This is a genomic window from Veillonella parvula, from assembly GCF_032577575.1.
Lineage (GTDB): Bacteria > Bacillota > Negativicutes > Veillonellales > Veillonellaceae > Veillonella.
In genome coordinates, this window is sequence record NZ_JAWFVO010000003.1 from 129100 (window position 1) to 150505 (window position 21406).

General features: G+C 34.7%; 10 protein-coding genes and 4 CRISPR repeat arrays. Of the genes, 8 read left to right on the forward strand and 2 right to left on the reverse strand.

What is annotated here, in order from left to right; all coding sequences use genetic code 11:
* The first annotated feature begins 91 nt into the window (after positions 1-91).
* From E7K77_RS06440 to cas6, 5 genes are all read left to right on the forward strand, one after another.
* Positions 92-1156: an AAA family ATPase gene (locus E7K77_RS06440; protein ID WP_004694443.1), complete on the forward strand. Its 1065-nt coding sequence runs from the start codon at positions 92-94 to the stop codon at positions 1154-1156.
* A gap of 293 nt (positions 1157-1449) precedes the next feature.
* Complete coding sequence (locus tag E7K77_RS06445) at positions 1450-2316, forward strand: sigma-70 family RNA polymerase sigma factor (RefSeq protein WP_325306240.1); 867 nt, start codon at positions 1450-1452, stop codon at positions 2314-2316.
* Between the two features lie 319 nt (positions 2317-2635).
* Positions 2636-3244 (forward strand): hypothetical protein, encoded by a 609-nt coding sequence (locus E7K77_RS06450; RefSeq protein ID WP_004694448.1) that lies wholly within the window; start codon positions 2636-2638, stop codon positions 3242-3244.
* A gap of 364 nt (positions 3245-3608) precedes the next feature.
* Positions 3609-4732: a CRISPR direct-repeat array (repeat unit 35 nt; unit sequence GTTAAATTAAATAATCCCCTGATGGGGACGGAAAC).
* A 257-nt stretch (positions 4733-4989) separates the two neighbouring features.
* On the forward strand, positions 4990-6831 hold the full coding sequence (locus tag E7K77_RS06460; RefSeq protein WP_325306239.1) for a DUF262 domain-containing protein: 1842 nt from the start codon (positions 4990-4992) through the stop codon (positions 6829-6831).
* 211 nt (positions 6832-7042) lie between these two features.
* Positions 7043-7388: a CRISPR direct-repeat array (repeat unit 35 nt; unit sequence GTTAAATTAAATAATCCCCATTAGGGGACGGAAAC).
* A 329-nt stretch (positions 7389-7717) separates the two neighbouring features.
* On the forward strand, positions 7718-8488 hold the full coding sequence (gene cas6 / locus E7K77_RS06465; RefSeq protein ID WP_325306237.1) for a CRISPR system precrRNA processing endoribonuclease RAMP protein Cas6: 771 nt from the start codon (positions 7718-7720) through the stop codon (positions 8486-8488).
* Positions 8489-8930: 442 nt separating this feature from the next.
* Positions 8931-9394: a CRISPR direct-repeat array (repeat unit 35 nt; unit sequence GTTGCAACAGTGCTTACCGTTTACGGTATTGAAAC).
* An 839-nt stretch (positions 9395-10233) separates the two neighbouring features.
* On the opposite strand, the gene E7K77_RS06470 is transcribed toward cas6, so the two are convergent.
* Positions 10234-12603 carry a hypothetical protein gene (locus E7K77_RS06470; protein WP_325306236.1) on the reverse strand — a complete coding sequence of 790 codons (2370 nt, stop codon included), beginning with the start codon at positions 12601-12603 and terminating at the stop codon, positions 10234-10236.
* A gap of 168 nt (positions 12604-12771) precedes the next feature.
* Here E7K77_RS06470 and E7K77_RS06475 point away from each other — a divergent pair, with 168 nt between their 5' ends.
* Entirely contained in the window at positions 12772-14916 is a 2145-nt protein-coding gene (locus E7K77_RS06475) for a TM1812 family CRISPR-associated protein (RefSeq protein ID WP_325306235.1), read from the forward strand.
* 60 nt (positions 14917-14976) lie between these two features.
* Here the strand turns inward: E7K77_RS06475 and E7K77_RS06480 are convergent, their stop codons facing one another.
* Positions 14977-16995, reverse strand: coding sequence for a hypothetical protein (locus E7K77_RS06480; RefSeq protein WP_322352813.1), 2019 nt, complete (start codon positions 16993-16995; stop codon positions 14977-14979).
* A gap of 820 nt (positions 16996-17815) precedes the next feature.
* A CRISPR array of direct repeats spans positions 17816-18652; the repeat unit is 35 nt; unit sequence GTTGCAACAGTACTTACCGTTTACGGTATTGAAAC.
* A 1958-nt stretch (positions 18653-20610) separates the two neighbouring features.
* Between E7K77_RS06480 and E7K77_RS06485 the strand changes: the two genes are divergently transcribed.
* Positions 20611-21009 (forward strand): DUF805 domain-containing protein, encoded by a 399-nt coding sequence (locus E7K77_RS06485; protein WP_316692772.1) that lies wholly within the window; start codon positions 20611-20613, stop codon positions 21007-21009.
* A 114-nt stretch (positions 21010-21123) separates the two neighbouring features.
* Positions 21124-21399, forward strand: coding sequence for a CRISPR-associated endonuclease Cas2 (gene cas2, locus E7K77_RS06490; protein WP_316692773.1), 276 nt, complete (start codon positions 21124-21126; stop codon positions 21397-21399).
* Positions 21400-21406 lie beyond the last annotated feature (7 nt).

The following is a 21406-nucleotide window of genomic DNA, read 5'->3' on the forward strand; positions in this document are numbered from 1 at the left end:
ATAAAAAGCTATGTTAACTATATGAAAAAAAGTTTAATAATGATTTAAAATTATGATATAATAATTTCCGTAAATAGTTGGAGGTGAGTATATGAATTTTGTGGGACGTGCTGAAATTATAGAGCGTATCCAGTCCCGAATTGCAATGGGCCAAATGAGTTTATGTGTTGTATATGGTCCTCATCGCAGTGGTAAATCCTATGTGGCTTCGCAACTTGTACGCCGTCATAAGGCGATATATTTGGCGGGGCGCATGGCCAATGAATCAGTCCATGTGGCTGATATAAATAGAGCTCTTGAGGCACGTTTTGTTCCTGCTAATGCTCAAGATACATTCGAGCCTGTAGAGAGTTTGCAGCAGGCTTTTGTGAGACTTTTTGAAAGCAGTGTGAAAACACCTCAGACTGTGGTGATTGACGATTATCCATCTTTGGTGGAAGCAGTTCCTCAGTTTCCCATTCACTTGCGCGATTTGTTAGATACCTACAAAGATACGAGCCGTTTGAACATCATTTTGATGGCTAATGGTCTGGAACAACTCGATGGCCGCATCATTGGCGATCGTAGCCTCATTGGGCCTTTCGTGTCCGAATATCTTGAGGTGAAACCATTTTCCTTGGTTGATATGAAATCCTTGGGTCTTCACTATGCAAAGGATGATTTGCGCACCGTCTTTGCCGTAACCGGTGGGTTACCTGCCTATGTGCAATACTTTGATAATGGTGAAAGCATCGATACGAATATTATTAACTTGTTCTTCTCAGTAACGGGAGCTCTCTTTGAAGAAACACAATATATTTTGCATCGAGATATGAAGAATATAACTGGCGCCAATGCCATTTTAACGGGCCTTGCTAGCTTGGAAAGACCGTACTACGTAGAGCTTTTACAAGAAAGCCAAATTAAAAGTGGCACCTTTACATCTCGTTTGAACGATCTCATGTCCATGGGGCTCGTGGGCCGTATTCAGGCAAGTAACCGTGGGAACGCAAAGTACGCGGATTACCATTTTACGAACAGTATGTTCCATTTCTGGTACCGCTATGTATATAAATATTGGGGCGATATCGTGCGCGGTTATGGCGCTGATGTATATTATAATCATGTAAAACCGCAGCTAAAGGACTTTGTCCAAGCCGCGTGTATTGCGATTTAATCAGACAATCTCAGATTGAATACTACTACCTAAAGATTGAATACTATTACCCAATGATAGTATATATTTCCTCTAAAAAATGACACCACATTATGTATGTGGTGTCATTTTTGGTAATTATCTATTTTCAGCAATTACCCTTTGAATCGCATAGGTACGGTGTACTATGGATAGAAATTAAGGTTCAAATATAACAGAATATAGGGAAATTCCAAGGAATTGCCAATTTGTCAAAACACTCTTTCCGCGGTATTGTGTACATAAGCGCTATGCCATGGCAGGAAAGGGGATTTATGTTATACACAAACGAAGAACCTTTAGTACAAAGAACATGTATTAAAACTGCAAACTTACAAGGTGACAATTTTCAGTTAGAAACGTTAGAAACACAGGCATTACCATCTCATTCTTTACTATCGAAAGCTAATGAGTCTAGGGAAAGTATTCCAGAGGAATTGAAATTACAGACCCTCGTCTGTGGTCATCAAGTTTTATCGTCCTTGTCGGACAAGAGTCTCGTATCCATCTGTCAAAAGCCGAATATGAGGATTCAGACGGTAGGATATCAGCCTTGGTCCGTTGATGAGCTTCGCCATGATGCGGTACAAATCGAGCTTTGTCGCAGGTATCGACCGCTCATCTTGCACTATACGAATCGCATGGGAAACCGTGAGTTCCGCGAGGACGTAGAGAGCTATCTTTGGGCCATCCTCATAGAATCGATTTATAGCTTTGATTTGAACGGGGCCGTACCGTTCCCAGGCTTTGTGAAAGCTGGCATTATGTACGGTTACATGCGGTACTGGAAGCGTGAGCGATTGCGTTATCGCCGTGAAATTCACATCCCAGATCGCACCACCGATGATGGAGAAGTCACCTTTGGCATGGATATCTTCGCATCTGGCGAAAATGTGGCGGATATGGTGATGAGTGCCGACGAAGAGCATAGGCTGCGAGCACGCCTCGTATGGGCCTTAGGTAGATTGTCTCCTGATCAACGAGACCTACTGCGCCGTGTCTACGGTGAATGCCAAAGCTTGGTATCGGTTAGTGAAGAATTGAACTGTAGTCGTCAAGCTATCCAACGGCGCCACGAACGAGCCATTCGGAAGCTGCGCAGGTATTTGAGTACGGACTTTACAGACGTGCGTGTGCATTAGTTATTATAATTTAATTTCTTATTTATATCCTATATATTGCATATTTCTTTTAATCTCGATTAACGAATATACATAAAATATGCAATTCTCAATTTAAATGAGAAAATAATGACACATCAAGGTATATATAACTTTTACAAGATCATAAAGTCATTAAATATACGTAAATTTCTATAGTTTTGTATATATATTTACAAATTATACAGGCTGATATACAATTAAGTCAGCAGCAGATTAAAGCATGCTAATCTGCTTTCACAGAACACGTGTTCATTGTATTGTTGAAAGGAATGTTCCTGATTAGATTGGAGAGAATTCCATGGCAATAGATGATAAACTAACAGATTTGATGGCCGCTCGGCTATCTAAGGGAGAAGATTTGGATTTGATCTATACGAATCCAAAGAATCACATTGTTTGTTTTATTCCTACCTATCAACCTAGTGGTGGGGACAGTACGAAGTGTTATTTTGTGGATGGTCGTGAAGAAATGGTTCATTTGCCGATGCGCACGATCACGCGAGAGCTAGCGATGCAGGAAGGGCTGAGACCCAATTACATCATGACCAGCGACGGTCGACGTAGCAGCTATACCGCGCCTAAGACTTATGGTCCGCATCTAACCTTTGCTCATATTAAATGTCGCCGCCCTATCGGTAAGGACGTGGTGTACGGCCTCTTTAACGTGGCTATACCCTATGAATATATCGTTACAGAAGGTCCGGAACCCGATACGAGCTATATTCATGTGGCGGACTTTGCACCCATCTTGGTGTACCAATCTCCGCGTCATGTCAAACACAAACTGAACGAAGCGATGCTAGAACACTGCAACTACGTGCGAAAAATGCTAGCCCGCATCAAACTTAGCCAAAACCCTCAAGTCGTGGCCGAACTATTTATCGCCTGGAGAGACCTAACGAGATAATTCGTTGGACGGTGAAAGTAGAAATAGGAGGGTGGAGAGAAATTTGGAAAAGGAGGATAGGCGTATAAGAAAATAAATGAAACTGCGGGAGCAGATGAATTATTAAAAATGAGTTACATATGGCACCTCAATAGAGCTACCTTATATAAGGTAGCTCTATTTTCATATATTTTTCATTAATGCTAGTGATGTGCTATAATAGACCTAGATTTAATCTTTGGAAAAATAAATCTGCGCCGTTGTGATAGTGGCGCGGTTAAACGACATTATTTTAGCTCGGTAAAGTGCCTTTCGGAGTGGATTTACAATCTCCGCCGTTTTTGGTATTTTAGAACCAGTAAATATCTGTTGTTTCGAAGACAGGGTTAAATTAAATAATCCCCTGATGGGGACGGAAACTAGATGAAATATCATCATTTAATAATCCATTACCTAAACATGGGTTAAATTAAATAATCCCCTGATGGGGACGGAAACGTCATCTAAGTGCATTGATGGAAATTGGTCTATTCCAAATCAGTTAAATTAAATAATCCCCTGATGGGGACGGAAACCAGTGATTGGGTTTTTCATGTTAAACCTCACTTTCTCTCCGGTTAAATTAAATAATCCCCTGATGGGGACGGAAACTCTATTTAAATAGAGTTGACTTAGAGCATCCTATGAATAGCAGTTAAATTAAATAATCCCCTGATGGGGACGGAAACAGCCTGTTGGCTTGCCTTTCGTTAATTAAAGATTATTGAAAGGTGTTAAATTAAATAATCCCCTGATGGGGACGGAAACCACCATTCGGTGATATAACGTACCGTTTTCATACCAAGGTGTGAGTTAAATTAAATAATCCCCTGATGGGGACGGAAACCCTTTATTTGCTAATAACTTCATTAGCATAGCATTTTGTGCTTGTTAAATTAAATAATCCCCTGATGGGGACGGAAACAAAATGGATTGATTTTAAACCAATCGCAAAAGAAAAATATTACGTTAAATTAAATAATCCCCTGATGGGGACGGAAACCAGAATGGCTTGGGAATAACCAATGCTTACACTTTTGAGCGTATGTTAAATTAAATAATCCCCTGATGGGGACGGAAACATAATTTCCGTTGATGTCATATAGTTCGCTATCTGTTTGTGTTAAATTAAATAATCCCCTGATGGGGACGGAAACAATATCCATACTGCACTCCTTTCAATAAAAATTACACGACAGTTAAATTAAATAATCCCCTGATGGGGACGGAAACTTGTTTCATATTGAAGGAGTAAGTTAAATGACATTAGATGATATGTTAAATTAAATAATCCCCATTAGGGGACGGAGACTTATCAGATAAAGCGGATACATAGTTTACGATTGTTAAATTCAGTTAAATTAAATGATCCCCATTAGGGGTCGGAAACATACCTTATTCAACCAAACCATTAATACAGTGTAATACCTGTTTTGTTAAATTAAATGATTCCCATTAGGGGACGGAAACTTCATTCTCACACCAGCAATATTTTGTTTCATCTTTGACTAGCAGTTAAATTAAATAATCCCCATTAGGGGACAGAGTAAAATTGCTATAAAGTTTTAAAGACAAAAATAACCACTCTTATTTATAGGGTGGTTATTTTATGTAATGAAGATTTTCCTTCTTTGGTTAGTCTAATATATTTAAAGTGTTGATCTTCATCTTATTTTTATGATCTAATAGAGATAAGTTAAACTAAATTTTGGTATGGGGAGGATATCATGGCTGAAATTACGTCCTTAATGAAGGATATTAAGGGGATATTAGATAATAAAAATCAATTTGTTATACCTGATTTTCAACGGAGTTTTGTATGGACAGATAAAGATGTAGATACACTTTTTTCTGATTTTAAGGAAGATACAGATAATTACACGGATAGGCTTGATACGTTACCTGGGTATTTATTAGGCAATATTGTTTTGATTAGCAATGAAAATAATCCGACTAGATTTGATGTGATTGATGGTCAGCAAAGGCTTACAACATTAACGCTCATTTTCTGTGCATTAAATAATTTATTTATGGATATTGCGGAAGAGACGCGTCGAAATTTAGGTGCCAATGCAGATATGTGGATGGGGCATACATTTAGCTTTAAAGAGTACTTTAGAATACTAGATAATAATTTACAGTTTGTAGATTATAAGATTCTTCATACTCAGGATTTAGATTTTAAAGAGACTTATAAAAGTATCATCAAACAAGGTGCTCTAGTGAGTGATGAGGATAATACAAGTGCTAATAACTTAGAGGCTGTTTATGAATCTATTCTTCAGCATTTAAGAAGCATTTATGATGATGAGCCTCAGAAATTATTGTATTTCTTGCAGTATTTAACTACTAAAGTTAAGTTAATTGAAACTACAGCACCATCGATTGAACGTGCATTCCAGTTGTTTGAGATTTTAAATAATCGTGGTCAGTCTTTAGAGCCATTAGATCTTTTAAAAAATTACTTACTGAAAAATCTTACCTCTGCACCTGGCATTACACAGAATCAGATTAAGGACTTCTCTGACAGTTGGAGTCAGTTCTTGAAAAATCTGAAAGATACAGGCAAATCAAAAGCGATTGAAACATCTACTTTCATTAAACATTTTATTATTGGTACAAAAGCAATTAATGTAAAGAAGAAGGATTTGTTTGAATATTTTAAAGATAATGAACTTGGAGCGAACGATATTTTGCAACTTTCATCAGATATCAATTCCATCAGTAAGGTGTATGCTAGTATCAATAGAGACCCACTATCTAATGATTTTTTATCCAATGATGATGGAATGTACACATTATTTACATTGTTTAATACAGTTCAAATTCATCCGTTGTTAATGCCGTTCTATAATGCTACGCGTGTAGATAAGGTGAGACTTGTTGATGCGGCTGTGAGATATGTAGCAGCAGTGATATTTTCTTATACGCAAACGAATGCAATTGAAGCAGAATTGCCTGAAATCATTGAAAAAATATTACATGAATCTGATCCAGTGCGCAGACTAGAGGTTGCAGTAACCGAATTAGAGTCACGAACAAAACCATATGTTGACTTGATTCGTGCTTTGTTGCCTGTGAAAGATTTTGGCTCTAAAGACAAGAAAAAAGCACCAAAAGCATTCCAAATTCTTAAATTTATCGAGCTATACTTGAACCAAAGAGACAGTATAAAAACAAATAAAAAGATTGAGTTAGAACATATCATGCCACAAGCTGCAGATAACGAAAATTATTCCTTTAATGATGAAGACACTCGAAAGGAATATCTGAATCATCTAGGTAATTTGACACTTTTAGATAAGAGTTTAAATGCCTCTGTTAAGAATGGTGACTTTGTTGAAAAATTAGATCATTATAAAGCCTGTGAATTTGTTATCACAAGAGCTTTGGCAGAGGACATAGAGAGCCCCGTTCAAAACCAACAACCTTTGGTTAACTTTCAAAATACATATTTTGCAGTGGATAACTCTGAACAAATAACATACTGGGATAAACCCCAAATCGATGAACGAGGTCAAAAACTCGTAGAAGTCTTGGAAAAATTACTATTAAAACAAGTTCCATAATGTGAAATAGGATAAACCTGTAGAGATGAATAGAACCATTTGTGTTATAGATCTTATAGTACAAATGGTTCTATTATTATTTTGTCATATAATTTATGTGATATAATGAGTTTAGATTTATCCCTTTGAAAGCTAAATTTACGCCGTTGTTATAGTGGCGGGGTTAAACGGCATTATTTTAGTTCGCTAAAGTGCCTTTCGGGGCGGATTTGTTAAATTAAATAATCCCCATTAGGGGACGGAAACGGGATGTTTTCGCCCATATGGTCTGCGACAATACGAGCCGCATCGTTAAATTAAATAATCCCCATTAGGGGACGGAAACAACTTAGGATATTGCTTTTCATCTTTCTTAACTACAGTATATGTTAAATTAAATGATCCCCATTAGGGGACGGAAACAATCTTAAATATGCAGATGATAATATATCAAAGCTCAATCTAGTTAAATTAAATAATCCCCTAATGGGGACGGAAACTTTACTATCATAGTTGTGGTATTCTCATCCTTCATACGATTAGGTTAAACTAAATAATCCCCATTAGGGGACGGAAACATCCACCAGCTCGCTTTACCAGTAACAGCTATATAATGCTGGCGTATCCCCATTAGGGGACGGAAACGCTTGAATAGCTGAAACATTATTACGTTTCTTTTGGTTTTCTGGTTAAATTAAATAATTCCCTTATGGGGATGGTTCTTATGTCAAAAACTCATATAAGTACAGAAATATAGCCAGTATATTCTTTTTAGTGGATATACTGGCTTTTTGTATAAATTAGATAGTTTTCTATTGGTTTTAATCAGAAATGAATATATAATGAAAACGATAGATTGTGGGTGTTATATATTCAGATATGCGTAAGATAGAAAGGAGGGATTTTATTGTCTGATAATGTAGAGATTATGTCTATAGAGTTGGTTATAGTTGCAGATCTATCTATCAAAATTGTACAGTCTATAGGTAGTGTTTTACATGGTGTACTAATGGAGTTTGTGGGAACAGAGTATGCAGGCCAATTACATGAGACTGGTTTACGTCCTTATAGCCAATATATTTACTTTGATAAACATAAAAAACAATATATATGGCGTCTTTCAGCTGTAACAGCTGATGCAGTTAATCGTATAGTAAGACCTACGTTAGAAATGCCTGAGAAAATCTTCTTAAAGCAAAAGCGAGGTTATTTATATATTAAAGATAGAACTATTTTGGAAGAAACCTCCTATGAGGCTTTGATACATAAGTTCTGGAGTAGTGATGCATTCTACTCTCAGACTAAGTTACAGTGCATGAGTACCACAAGTTTTAAAGTAGATCAGCAATATACAATCTTCCCCGAAGCATTTCGTATATACCGCTATTTATTACGTCAATGGAATCAGTTTAGTACTTCTGGAACGATGGATACGGATTCCCTATTAGGTGCTCTTGAAGTTGGCGTATTTATCCGAGATTATAATCTACGCATGGGTATATATGGACTTGAAGGTATAAAAATAAGAGGATTCCGAGGTCAAATTGTTATGCAATTTAAAAGAAATATAGAATTGCAAAAAATTTTGGCACTATTGAGTTATTATAGTCAATTTACTGGACTTGGTATTAAAACGGCACTTGGTATGGGTGGTGTGAAGTGTGAAATTATAGAATAGTTTCCACTAGAAATATATGAATGTTAAAAAGCTAATATTCATATATTATTGGCTTTATCTGAATTTATAGATAGAGTTTTTCGTACAGTTTTACTTGTTTATCTAGGTATAGTAGATAGTATCTTAATTGTCTAAATATGGTATTAAATGAGAAGAATTGACATGGATATTATGGTATGGTCTTAGACTAAGGGTAATAAGGGTAGATGATTGATTATATTTTTCTTTAAACTCAAATGAAAAGAAAATGAACTTAATTGTTGACGTAAAATCTATAAACCCTTATAATAACTGTGATCTTAGAAAAATCATTTACCACTAGTATTTACCTATGCTCATCGACATTTTAGAGCCAATGGGAGTACAATTTGACCGTTTACGGTGTGAGGTTTGCCAAAACCTATTTTTGAGACCCATGAATACTGGCTTTTTAAGACACGCTGTTGCAACAGTGCTTACCGTTTACGGTATTGAAACTCATAGGAGGAAATATCATGACACATGTAGTATTTATCGGTTGCAACAGTGCTTACCGTTTACGGTATTGAAACGCGCGGTATTCCGATACTATCACCAGTAATCGAGGAGTTGCAACAGTGCTTACCGTTTACGGTATTGAAACCTAGAAGATTCACCGACATCATCAGGGATATCGACGTTGCAACAGTGCTTACCGTTTACGGTATTGAAACTTACTAGGAATCCCTAACACTTCATTTTGAATATGAGTTGCAACAGTGCTTACCGTTTACGGTATTGAAACTATCATTATAAGAGAATTTATCATCGGTATCCTGAACGTTGCAACAGTGCTTACCGTTTACGGTATTGAAACGCTTCATAAACTGCGATAACACACATAATAATTCTCGTTGCAATAGTACTTACCGTTTACGGCATTGAAACTTCAAGTATGTTTCGGTTTTCGCCAATGATTCTTTTTGCATGTTGCAACAGTACTTACCGTTATGATATATGTCGCAGACTGTGAGGTAGAAGCGGCACAGCGCAACGATGAAATCCCCATACTGCAGTTATCTATACAGATTGAAGGCAAATAAAGGTGATAAGGGGTTGTACTATATTTTCATTTCTAATAGAAAACGAGTGAATTTTTTGATTCACTCGTTTTTTTAGTCTTAGTTTTTTTGAATTTGGTTATATTAGATTTCATCCTATACTAAAGATGTAGCCGATAAGCGGTAATAATTTTAATATGCTTAGGGTATCTTAGTTTTGTATTAAATCATTGGTAGCTTGTTGGGGATTGTAGAAAATATGTATAGTGTTAGGTATAGGAGGTAGTATATGAACGTTAATAGGAATGGATTATTCTAATAATAGTATATTTAGTTGTAATGATAGGAGGGATGTTATGTCGCCTTTAGCAGTGGATTCTGCAGTAGCAGTGTTAGTAGCGGTGCTTGATGCACTTGAAGAGTAATTTTATTTATGTATGTTGATCGGTTAAAGTTTGTAAGGTGGTGATATTTTGAGTAAGTATAGAATTGGATTAGAAAAGTAATTATTTTGTTAAATTGTATAGACAGTTAATCATATGTCCGGCTTCATACTATCTCGAACAGAGCGTAGTAAGTGACCTCGGGTTTTTGGATTCGTTAAGTTTTAGTACATAGTATTATTGTATAATTGGTGTAGATTTTGATTTGGATACAAGAAAGTTAAAGGACCTAGTGCATAGAGATATGTGACTAGGTCCTTTTAATCATATAATTTTATAAATATTAGATACTAGGGGCATGAATGAGTGCTGTTTTATAAATTGTTTCTAGTTGCTTTTTTAACGGACTATCATCTGTAATTCGGACTGCACAGCCTAGTTTTAATAAATGTCGTAAGATATCTATTTCCTGGAAGGGAAGATAGCTAACTTCAATGGTAAACTCTTCATCGTTGATATCTTTAGCTTGAATTGTATAGTTGCTAAAATAGTTAAAGCAACGATCAACTGCATTATTTGCATCGTGCAAGGTAAATGTTACGGTTCGCTTTGATTCATCTCTATAGTTAGCATATATAGTTTCTATATTTTCTAGTCGTGGTGCAGCCGTTTTTATGATATTAGATTCATTGCGTAGTGGATAGTCTAAAAAGGTATCCGTTGCATGGTCATAGGCAATAAGCGTATAGCCATTGCTTCCTACAGAGTATTCTATCCGACAAGGAGATAGCTCCTTATCTTGAATCATGATACGTTCGTTATTTTGGATAGCTTGTAAGCACTGGGTGATTACTTGCATTGTTAACGGAGTATCGTTTGTCATGGTTGGAACACGTGTCCATGATCCTTTTGGAAAGGTAGTGTCTACAGTTTTTAATTCAGTAGATAATATTTGACATAGCTCTGGTGAAAGCAGCCAGTTAGCTCGAGTATCAGAAATGAGGTCCTTTAAGAACATTCTTTCAGCATCAGAGATAATAACAAGAGGTAAATCTGGAAGAATAGACTCAACCTCTTCGCCATTTTCATTCGGCTCTACTAATGCATCGGCTAGGAATTGCTCATAATCATCATTCCGCAATGTTTTTTTGTATGGGGCTGGCGTGAGCAGCCTACGATGATTAATTAATCCTTCTATATCTTGTTTTGTATGGACAACACCATTAATTAAGTCTAATTGCAATTGGTATTGTGTCGTAAAGGTAATAGCATTGATATCGTTTAAAACGGATGATACATAGGTACCATCTAAGTCTTTGTCTTTTTTAGTTCTGTTATTATCAGATTCTTTTCTTTGGAGTGGATGAAGAAATCGATTAATTTTCTTTCGCTTTTTATATCCTTCTGGTTCTACAAAATCTATATTTAAAGAGGCGTATAAATTATTGTAGAATTTATCCTTAATACTGGATTTGTTTGTGTATGTAATATATACATAAGGTAAATAGCTACGTAATTGCGGTAATAATTGTAATGCATCTGGTACTTCTAGTTGCAATTCTATATATTCATCTGTTCTTGAGAGCATTGTTAGTGACTCTTTGAAATGACGAATAAATTTATCGTAGACCAACTCATAATCTTTTAAGGTCAAGAAGTGAATGATACAAGTATCAAATGTTTTATCTCTTGTTTGTATTTTTGGTACAGTATTAGTACTGTTATATTTTGTAACCTCAAGAGACTTGATGCGATCAATACGATTCCATTGGATACGTCCATTATTAATACTACATAGCATATTTTTATTTTCCCCATAATAGGTTTGTAACGCTAATGGACTAACGATTTCCCTAGGTTTCCCAGATTCATAAAAGGATAGACGCACCTTTTTTTGTCGATGTAAGGCATCGGCTAAAGGGTAGAAAATATCTCCATCAATTACATTATTTGGATTATTATCCTTGAAAGAAAAATATGTATTATTAAAGTCATAGTACATAGACTTTTGTTGGTCTTTTAAAGAAAAGTCATTAATTAAATACATAATTTTCTTGAGTAAGATATGACCTGCTGCTGAAGTAATAGAAACATTAGTATAAAAGAATACTGCCATTGCTAGCTCTTGCAACTGCTGTTTTGATAGTTCCTCTATAATAGTTGGTTTTATTGAATATGTATAGCCTTTTGTGAGCTCTGTTTTGGTGATAGCACCTAAAATTTCTAAAGTCTTTACTTGGCGTTGAATATATTGTTGGTCAATAATGCAAGGGGGCTCTTGTTTTTTATTTCGTTGCTCATATAGGTTTTTTACTAAATCAATATAGTGATCCAAGTATGGTTCTTGGTTTAAATTAGTATATAAATCTGTAATAGTTACATCATCGTTTGCTCCAATATATGATAAGATGCAGAGCTGTACATAAATTTGTTCTGGAACGGCAGCATATAATTCATATAAATTGTTAAGATAATTATAGCCATCTATAAAATCATCTTTTGCCAAATGATGAATGGATGTTTTCCCAATTCTTTGCGTGTAAATGTGACGTATGATATCAAAATAATCAAGGCGACGAATCACATCGTCGTGCTGACTTTCTTTGATACCACGAACTGTTGCTTTACCTCTATTATGGTTCCCGAAGGTTAAGCTGCGGATAAATTGGCGCATACTAGCTAAATCATTTAGATAATTAGTTGTTGTTGCCATTATTGACTCCCTTTTAAATATGTACATTCTCGACTGTACAAAATAATTCTTAATTATGAATATAACATGATACAATATAAAATGTAAGGATAAAATTCGAGGTTAGGTTCTGATAATGCACGGATGACCAAGTGTAGTTAATCAATTAATGTAGGTTTGGTGAAAGCTATGGCAATTCATAATATATTTTTATCTTTTTTGAGTAAGGTGTCTAATACGAGTATAAAGACGATTGTAAATACAGATATGGAAGATGCTATTCGTAGTAGCATTGCCACGAATGAGTCGTCTTTGAAATATATTTTATACCATACATGGAAGGATGAAAAAACAAGAGATATATCCTTTGATAAGATATATTTATTATGTACTGATGGTGTAATGGCACATCAAAGTAATAGCCCATCATCTTATGATATCTTTGTTAATCAAATGTGTAAGTTTTATAACGTGATGGGCCACAATGAGCAGGCCTTTTTAGATGCTCTTGATCATGTCCCATGTGGTACAGACTTAGATGATATTAGTCGTATTAAGTCTAGCATCATTGAGATGTCAAAGAAGATTCTTGACTTTAAAGATACTTTCACCAATGATAAAGATGAGGTCCGCCTCTATATGGATATCACTGGTGGCCCACGCAATGCAGCTATGATTCTCCTTGTTATTAGTAGACTGCTCGCCTATCATGGTATCATTGTTGATGATGTATATTACTCTGGTTATAAGGAGATTGAGAACGGCCCAGGAGAAATTACAGTTCATAAAGTGCTAGATATTTATGAGCTATTTGATATTATTGCAGGATTTGAAGAGTTTAAACTATTTGGTAGTGCCAAAAAATTAAATACTTACTTTAAGTCACCTGAAAATATTGGAACAGGTAATATTGAATCGACTGCTACAGCTACAAAAAAATTGCTAAAAGCTATGGACAGCTTTTCAGAAGCTATTAATATTTCAAGCCGTGGAGCATTTGAAAAATCTATAGCTCGTCTTGATGATAGCTTAGCCTTAGTACGTAGCATGGCAAATAATACAGATAACAATAAGACCTTTGACCAAGAATTGATTGAATTATTGCACAAACCTATTGAGCAGTCGTATACTACACTTTTACAACATCATCGCAATCATGCTTCTGATGAACTAGCCTATATTGACTGGTGTTTAGATCATGATTATTTACAACAAGCACTTACCTTATTTTGTGAATATGTACCGGAATACGCAGTAGATAAAGGTATTATAGAGTGTAATCCACTTGTGTTTAATGCATATTATGAAGATACCCTACAGAATAAAGAAAAGAGATTGCTACAAGCTGCTATAAAAGCATGGAATAGAGCGGGGAATCATATCCAGTTTAGTACATTTTATAATGTAGTCATGCCCGATCATGATAAAAAAACTTCTGAAAAAGATGTACGGTCTATGCCTATGCGCTTATTCAATTCTATTAATAACGCTCGTATGCAAAACTTGGCGGCTATGATAAATACAAAAAAAGATAAAGTAGCTCCTAATATCGATAAAGTAATTACTTATTATATTAAATTCGTAAGAAACGAAAAAAAGAAAATACAAATTGTTGAAAGAGACCTCCAAAAGCAGAAAGAACGTATTCATCTGATGGTGGATGAAGAAACTACTAAACTTAGAGAAAAATGTGAGGTTCTTTTAAATCAATATGAGTTTACACTTTATTTACAAGACGATAGATATGCTGAAAATTATACATTATTAGAATATATCTCGTTTTTGCAAGATATTCTTGAAAGTGCAGAGAATGTAGAAACCTTTAATAATATCTTAGAGTCATTACGTAAAAATATAATATCTGAAGTCTTAAGTAAAGAGGAATTTAAAGAGTATATTATTTGTGATGCAGATAATTCTTCATTTAGGTTGAAAAAAACAAGTATGTTAGCGCGTAATGTGGTGTGTAATGCTATATTAAATCATTTAATTGCAGAAAAGAAATATAAGGCTTATAAAAGTTTGATTATGCATCAGTTACCAGATACTAAAGATAGTGCGGTTACTACGGCTGAGCTTTTGTTATCACAACAAAAGCCTAATCATAGAGGGGTTCCTTTATTTGAGGTCTCTGGTGTGTACATTCCACATGTTCTATTAGATGATATAGCTAAGACTATGAAGTTTATTGAACAATACTTTGAGATAAAAAAAGCACGTAATGATAGTAATCATGCAAATAAAGAAGCATTATGTAAATATACTACTTCACAAGAATTGCTAGATGAGATGCGTAAATGTGTGGCAATGGCAAGAGAATTGAGTAGAAAATAGGATATTTAATATAAGAGGCTATAGATAGTAATAATCTATAGCCTTTTAGTTTTTATGAAATTATTGTTGATTATACGTACAGATATACTCACGAACCTCACGAATATCATTAAGACATTGTTTTAACTCTCTTTTTATGTCTTCACTTTCAATAAACTGGCCCCGCTTTTCTTCACGTGCATGTGCCGTATCATTTCGACTACCTTTTAATGTTCTATACAGGTTTAATATGCGAGCCACTTGTGTTATTTTTTCTGGATTGCTTTTTAATACTGAATTAAGTGTGAGTCCATCTATACCATAAAGTTGATGGGGAAATAAATCTATTGGATATTGATATGATACAAAATTAGCAAATAGAAAACGATATATATCATCATTGTTTGAGTTCGTGAAGATTGAAATAAATGCATCTCTTACCTTAAAGAGTTTATTAGTGTCGTTAAGTGTAATTTCATATTGATCATTAACTGTTACAACATCGCTAGGTAAATCTTTAATTTCTTTTAATTGATGTACAAGTGCAGCAGTAAAATATCTTCTAATATCTTTACTGAACTCATTTATACCTACAATAGATTTGGTATTTATACCTATATTACTGATAAGTCGCAGTAGCTTACTAGGCACATTAACATTATTATTGGTAAACGTTTTGTATTTCAAATAATTATGTGGCTCTTTTTCTGCTTCTTTTAAGATTATTTGATTAATATCGTTTATTAGTTGCTCTTCAAATTTAGGGTATTGTGTATCCTCTCTAGTAATGTTAGTGCTAATGTTATTTTTCTTGTTTTTTAATGTTCGTTGGATAATTTGCTTAGACTCTTTTGAAAAATCACCACTAAAGTATTTCAGTAATACGCTTTTTATTTTATTATTAATCTTAGTCGCTCTATTGTTTACGATTTCCATTGTTTTGGCGGTATACTCATTAATCGTATTAAAGTTCTCCATAGAGGCACTCAATTCATTGTCTGAGTCTGTAGGGAAGATTGTGTCGTCTAAAATAATCATTTTAGATTCTAAAATAGCACGAGGTACAAATTCAGCGAATAGTGCTAAGGCTTGCTGTAGATAACCATTAGCTAGGCACCAATCAATGTATGCTAAATCGTCTTCTTTATTAGCTAGCACTGTTTTATAGTTATTTTGAATTTTGCCACTCATTAATTTGAGTGCCTCAATTTCAAAGTTTTTATGGTTTTCCCTATTATTTGCAGGTATTTCTTGTTTAGAGGATTCGATATCTGTTAAAAGTTTATGAATGTCCTCCATGGATCTTTGGAATATACCGCGACTAGATAGACGAACGGCTTCTGAAAAATCTCCCATGCTAGAGATTAGTTCTTTGATTTGGACATCGGGGTTATCTAAGGTGTTTACATAGTTTTTTAATGTATCAACACTACCAAATTGGTTGAACTCAGCAAATCCTGTAATCATATCGTAAATATTATAGATGGAGTTCCCTTCATATACTCGCACTATGCTATTGTTATTTGCATTTACATTGGCATATAAAATAGATCCAATTTCAATACCTTGAAAAGCTACTAGTCTAATGATGGCAATCATCAGCATAATCGCAGTTCGTGGGCCACCAGATAAGTCTACATGTAAGATAACCCTGTCGTCAGATGACTTGCTTTTGTAATATTCCATTATAGCTTGAGACATATCTATGATGCTGTCCTTTAGATTGTCTATATAGTCGATGTCACCACAATCTATATAATTAATTGTTTCTGGGTCCCACGTAATAGGTATACTGGTTTTATTGATATAATCACACATTTGCTCTTCAAATACGTTTAGGCTTGATATGGTAGATTCTTTAAACGTATTCTCCATTTCTGGTGATTTAAAAAAGAATAGCTTATCTAATTTGAAAGCAGAGTTCTCTTTTCTTTTATTATGTAAAAGATACTTTAAAGCGGATTCATTGGTTTGACGGATGACATCAAAGGGAGCTATCTCAGTAAGATTAACAACTGTTTTTTCTAGCTTTTGCGGATTATATGGATTATCTTTCGTATGTAAGGTGCTTAAAAATGTTAGGTAAATATGATGTTCCATAATATGGCTCCTAGAGAATCGAGAATTAAAAATGAAGCTTTTATGAATACTATACCAAATTTTATATAAATTACATAGAGCCTAGCCCATAGTAAAATAATAGATATATAAGCGAATCTTAAAATTTATGTTTACGTCTTAGTTTTCTTGAATAGGGATATATGGGTTCACATTTTATAATAACCTTGTAACCTAAATAAAATACCTTTTGATTCATAAAACCAAAGATTCGTTCTACTTTTATGAACTCATAGGTAGACCGGATTAGTTCATACTTTAGATGGTTAATTTAAGTTCATATAATAAGGAGGTAACATGTGTAGAAAGATTAGTCGTGTAGATATGTAATTGTACTTTTGTTGTTTCAGGCTTTTAGTATAGGAGGAGGTGTTTGTATGGAACTATTTGTTGAGTTTGGTTTAGTTCATGTTTGTGTTGAGGAGTAATTTTGATCATTATAATTGAATCTGATGTTAATTAGACCTATTCATATGATGTCTCATATGAGTAGGTCTTTTATATATGTAACATTTGGTCACAATCATTTTCTACTGTAATAAATGTATTATAAAATTTGCTGAATATAAGTTTTATCTGTATTTGGCTAAGATGATTAAAAAAGAAAATGATAAGGAATATTGACGCCAAATTCAAAAAACCTTATAATAACTGTAATCTTAGAAAAATCATTTACCACCAGTATTTACCTATGTTCATGAGCATTTTTAATCTAAGGGGAGCACAAACTGACCGTTTTCGGTATGAGGTTTTCCAAAACCTATTTTTTAGCCCCATGAATACTGGCTTTCTGAGAGACACTGTTGCAACAGTACTTACCGTTTACGGTATTGAAACATAAAGGTCAAGTAATTTTCTGTATTGGTTCTGCAGAGTTGCAACAGTACTTACCGTTTACGGTATTGAAACAAAGCTCATCAGCATTAATAAGTCGGATAGTATATTTATGTTGCAACAGTACTTACCGTTTACGGTATTGAAACTTATGATAACTTTGGCCATCTAGTTCTGATTCATTCCCAGTTGCAACAGTACTTACCGTTTACGGTATTGAAACTTCTTGAATTGCTGGGGTTAAAATGCCTTTAATGAGTTGGTTGCAACAGTACTTACCGTTTACGGTATTGAAACTGATAGTCTCCTTTGCAAAATAGTACCGGATTTTTTAGTTGCAACAGTACTTACCGTTTACGGTATTGAAACACGAAAAATTAAATTGTTCAATAGTATTTTTCTACGTGTTGCAACAGTACTTACCGTTTACGGTATTGAAACGCTTTGATTTCGGTAGGTATGCTTCTTTATATTTATGGTTGCAACAGTACTTACCGTTTACGGTATTGAAACATGAACAGTCTCTTCGGATGCATGTATTTTCTTTTCGGTTGCAACAGTACCTACCGTTTACGGTATTGAAACTTATATACGAATTTCATAATTATTCTCCTCTACCGGTTGCAACAGTACCTACCGTTTACGGTATTGAAACATTCCATTTAAAGATGCCTCTGTATCGTCAATACACACAGTTGTAACAGTACTTACCGTTTACGGTATTGAAACGTTTTAAGACGATGTGTTTCTTTTTCGCCCATATCATGCAAGTTGCAACAGTACTTACCGTTTACGGTATGCGCCGAAGGGTGCAAGACAGCAGAGGAGCAAAGCGACGATGAGGTCCGCACATCTCAAGTACCTGAACGAAGTGAAGGTAAAACAAGGGTGATAAGACAATAGTACTTACTGTTTATGATTGTGTATTTTCATATTTAATGCAAAAGAGTGAATCTAAAGATCCACTCTTTTTTTTGTGTCTTAGTTATTTTGAATATGGACTTGTCGCTTTTCATTTTATAATGATTTTGTAGCCCAAAGGGAAATACTTGAATTATAGAGATGGTCGTTCGCCTTAGTTTTTATGAATTCAATTGTATCTTTGATAAGGTTATACTATGGATAGTTAATTTAGTCATATGAGTTGGGAGGTAATGAATGACTTGTAGAATTGGATATTTGAAATTGTAAATGTCAAAGGATTTGTTTTGTTTATATGTATTTTAGGAGGAATTAATATGCTACCATTATTTGCAGCAGCAGCGGCCGCAGCCGCATGGGAAGGTTTTGCAGCAGGTGTATTATTAGGTGTGTCCGTATATCAAGCCGTTAAGTCTGATGACTAGTTGTTGGTTGATATATTAAGAAAGGTAGGTGATAGTATGTATCCATATATAGGTTTTGCCGTAGGATTAATAGTATGTAAATTATTTGAGGACTAATACAAGGAGAAAATAGTATGAAACAATTGTTACAATATAAATTAGTAGAAAACAGGAGATGTAAGTTTTAAGGATTGTATTAAAAGGTTTTAATTGTAATGAGGTGAAAATATGGATGAACTATTGGATCTAGTAATAGAACTAGTTGTTGATGAAGCAGTAGATTTTGTACTAGACGAATTATTTGATTGAGTATAGGAGAGGTGTACATGTCAACTCTAATAGGATTATTATTGTTGTATATATTCGCTTGGTATCTTGAGGATTAATAGTAGAAATAATGATGGAATATAATTGTATATAGGCCTATTCATATGATATCGTATGGATAGGTCTTTTTATATGTAGTAGATAGACTAAATCCTTTTTTAGGTATTCAAATTAAGTTAAAAGTTGTTAAACTTAGATACTATCTACATTTAATTAAAAATAAGCCATAAGTCAGAAAGAAAACGATAAAGAATATTGACGTAAAATCGAGAAACCCTTATAATTACTGTAACCTTAGAAAAATCATTTACCACCAGTATTTACTTATGCTTATCGGTATTTTTGATCCAATGGGAGCTCAATCTGACCGTTTACGGTGTGAGGTTTGCCAAAACTTAATTTTAAGCCCCATGAATACTGGCTTTCTGAGGTATGCTGTGTTGCAACAGTGCTTACCGTTTACGGTATGCGCCGAAGGGTGCGAGACAACAGAGGAGCAAAGCAACGATGAGGTCCGCACATCTCAAGTGCCTGAACGAAGTGAAGGTAAAACGAAGGTGATAAGGGATTCAGCTTACCGTTTACGGTATTGAAACGGTGTCATTGGGTCTTCAGAAACAGTAATTACCTACCCAGTTGCAACAGCTTTTACCGTTTGCGGTATGCGCAGAAGGGTGCGAGACAGCAGAGAATCAAAGCGACGATGAGGTCCGCACATCTCAAGTACCTGAACGAAGTAAAGGTAAAACGAAGGTGATAAAGGATTCAGCTTACCGTTTACGGTATTGAAACTCTTTATCAATTTCAGTAGCTTTAGGTAAATTTACAGTTGCAACAGCTCTTACCGTTTACGGTATGCGTCGAAGAATGGGAATATCTAACTTAAAAATTACATAATAATAAAGAACTGTGTTTTTGTGTATATCACACAAAGATACAGTTCTTTTTTTGTTCCTAGTTTTTCTGATTAGTTTACTTTCAGTATGATTCGTATAATGAACTCAACAAGTTTAATTGGTCTTATATAGGAGGTAGTATATGGCAATGTTGTTTTTAACTTTATTGGTGTGGTTTATATTACCATCACGGAATGATTATTAAGGAGGGTATTATGGAAAATTTACAGCAAGAATTAAAGTCTATGTTGTCCTTATCAGGGCGTATGAATCGTCGCTCTTATTTTATGAATTTGTTGATGATTATTGGTATTGGCTATCTTGGGGGCCTTTGTATTAGTCTTGCCCCTGTATCAAAGTTTTTCTGGGTATTGGGTTGGTCAATCATAGGGTATTCTGTTGTTCGAGAGTTAGCTATTGCATCGCGTCGTATTCATGATTTAAATGGGCCAACTTATCTAGCAGGTATTTATATTGTGGCCGCTATAATAGCTATTTTTGAGCCCACTTTGGCTAAAATAATGGGATTTGTAAAAATTGGTTTAGTGCTGATGCCAGGGAATGAAGATCCTAATAATTATGGTGAAAAACCGGATTCAATGATTGTTGTTTAGTAAAGGAGTAAATGGAATGACTGGCTTCATAGGGATATTTTTGTGTGGGATTGTATTGCTTATGATTTTTGATTCTCTGATTAATGGTAGAAAGTAAAGATACAGGAGGTTCTGATGCAGTATCTTATTTCTTATGATATTTCCGATACTAAAATTAGAAATAAGGTAGTTAAGTATTTAGAATCCTTCTGTTACCGCGTACAGTATAGTGTGTTTTTATGTGTTCATGCTCACGTTAGAGTAGAAACGATTGCCAAAAAGCTCGAGGTGCTAACACAAGGGGATGAAACACGGCGTCTCCTCATCGTCTCTATTTCTGACACAGCTAAGACACCTATATGGTGTAATAAAATGATTCCATTAACAGAGGATAAGATGTTGATCATTTAATTTTGTA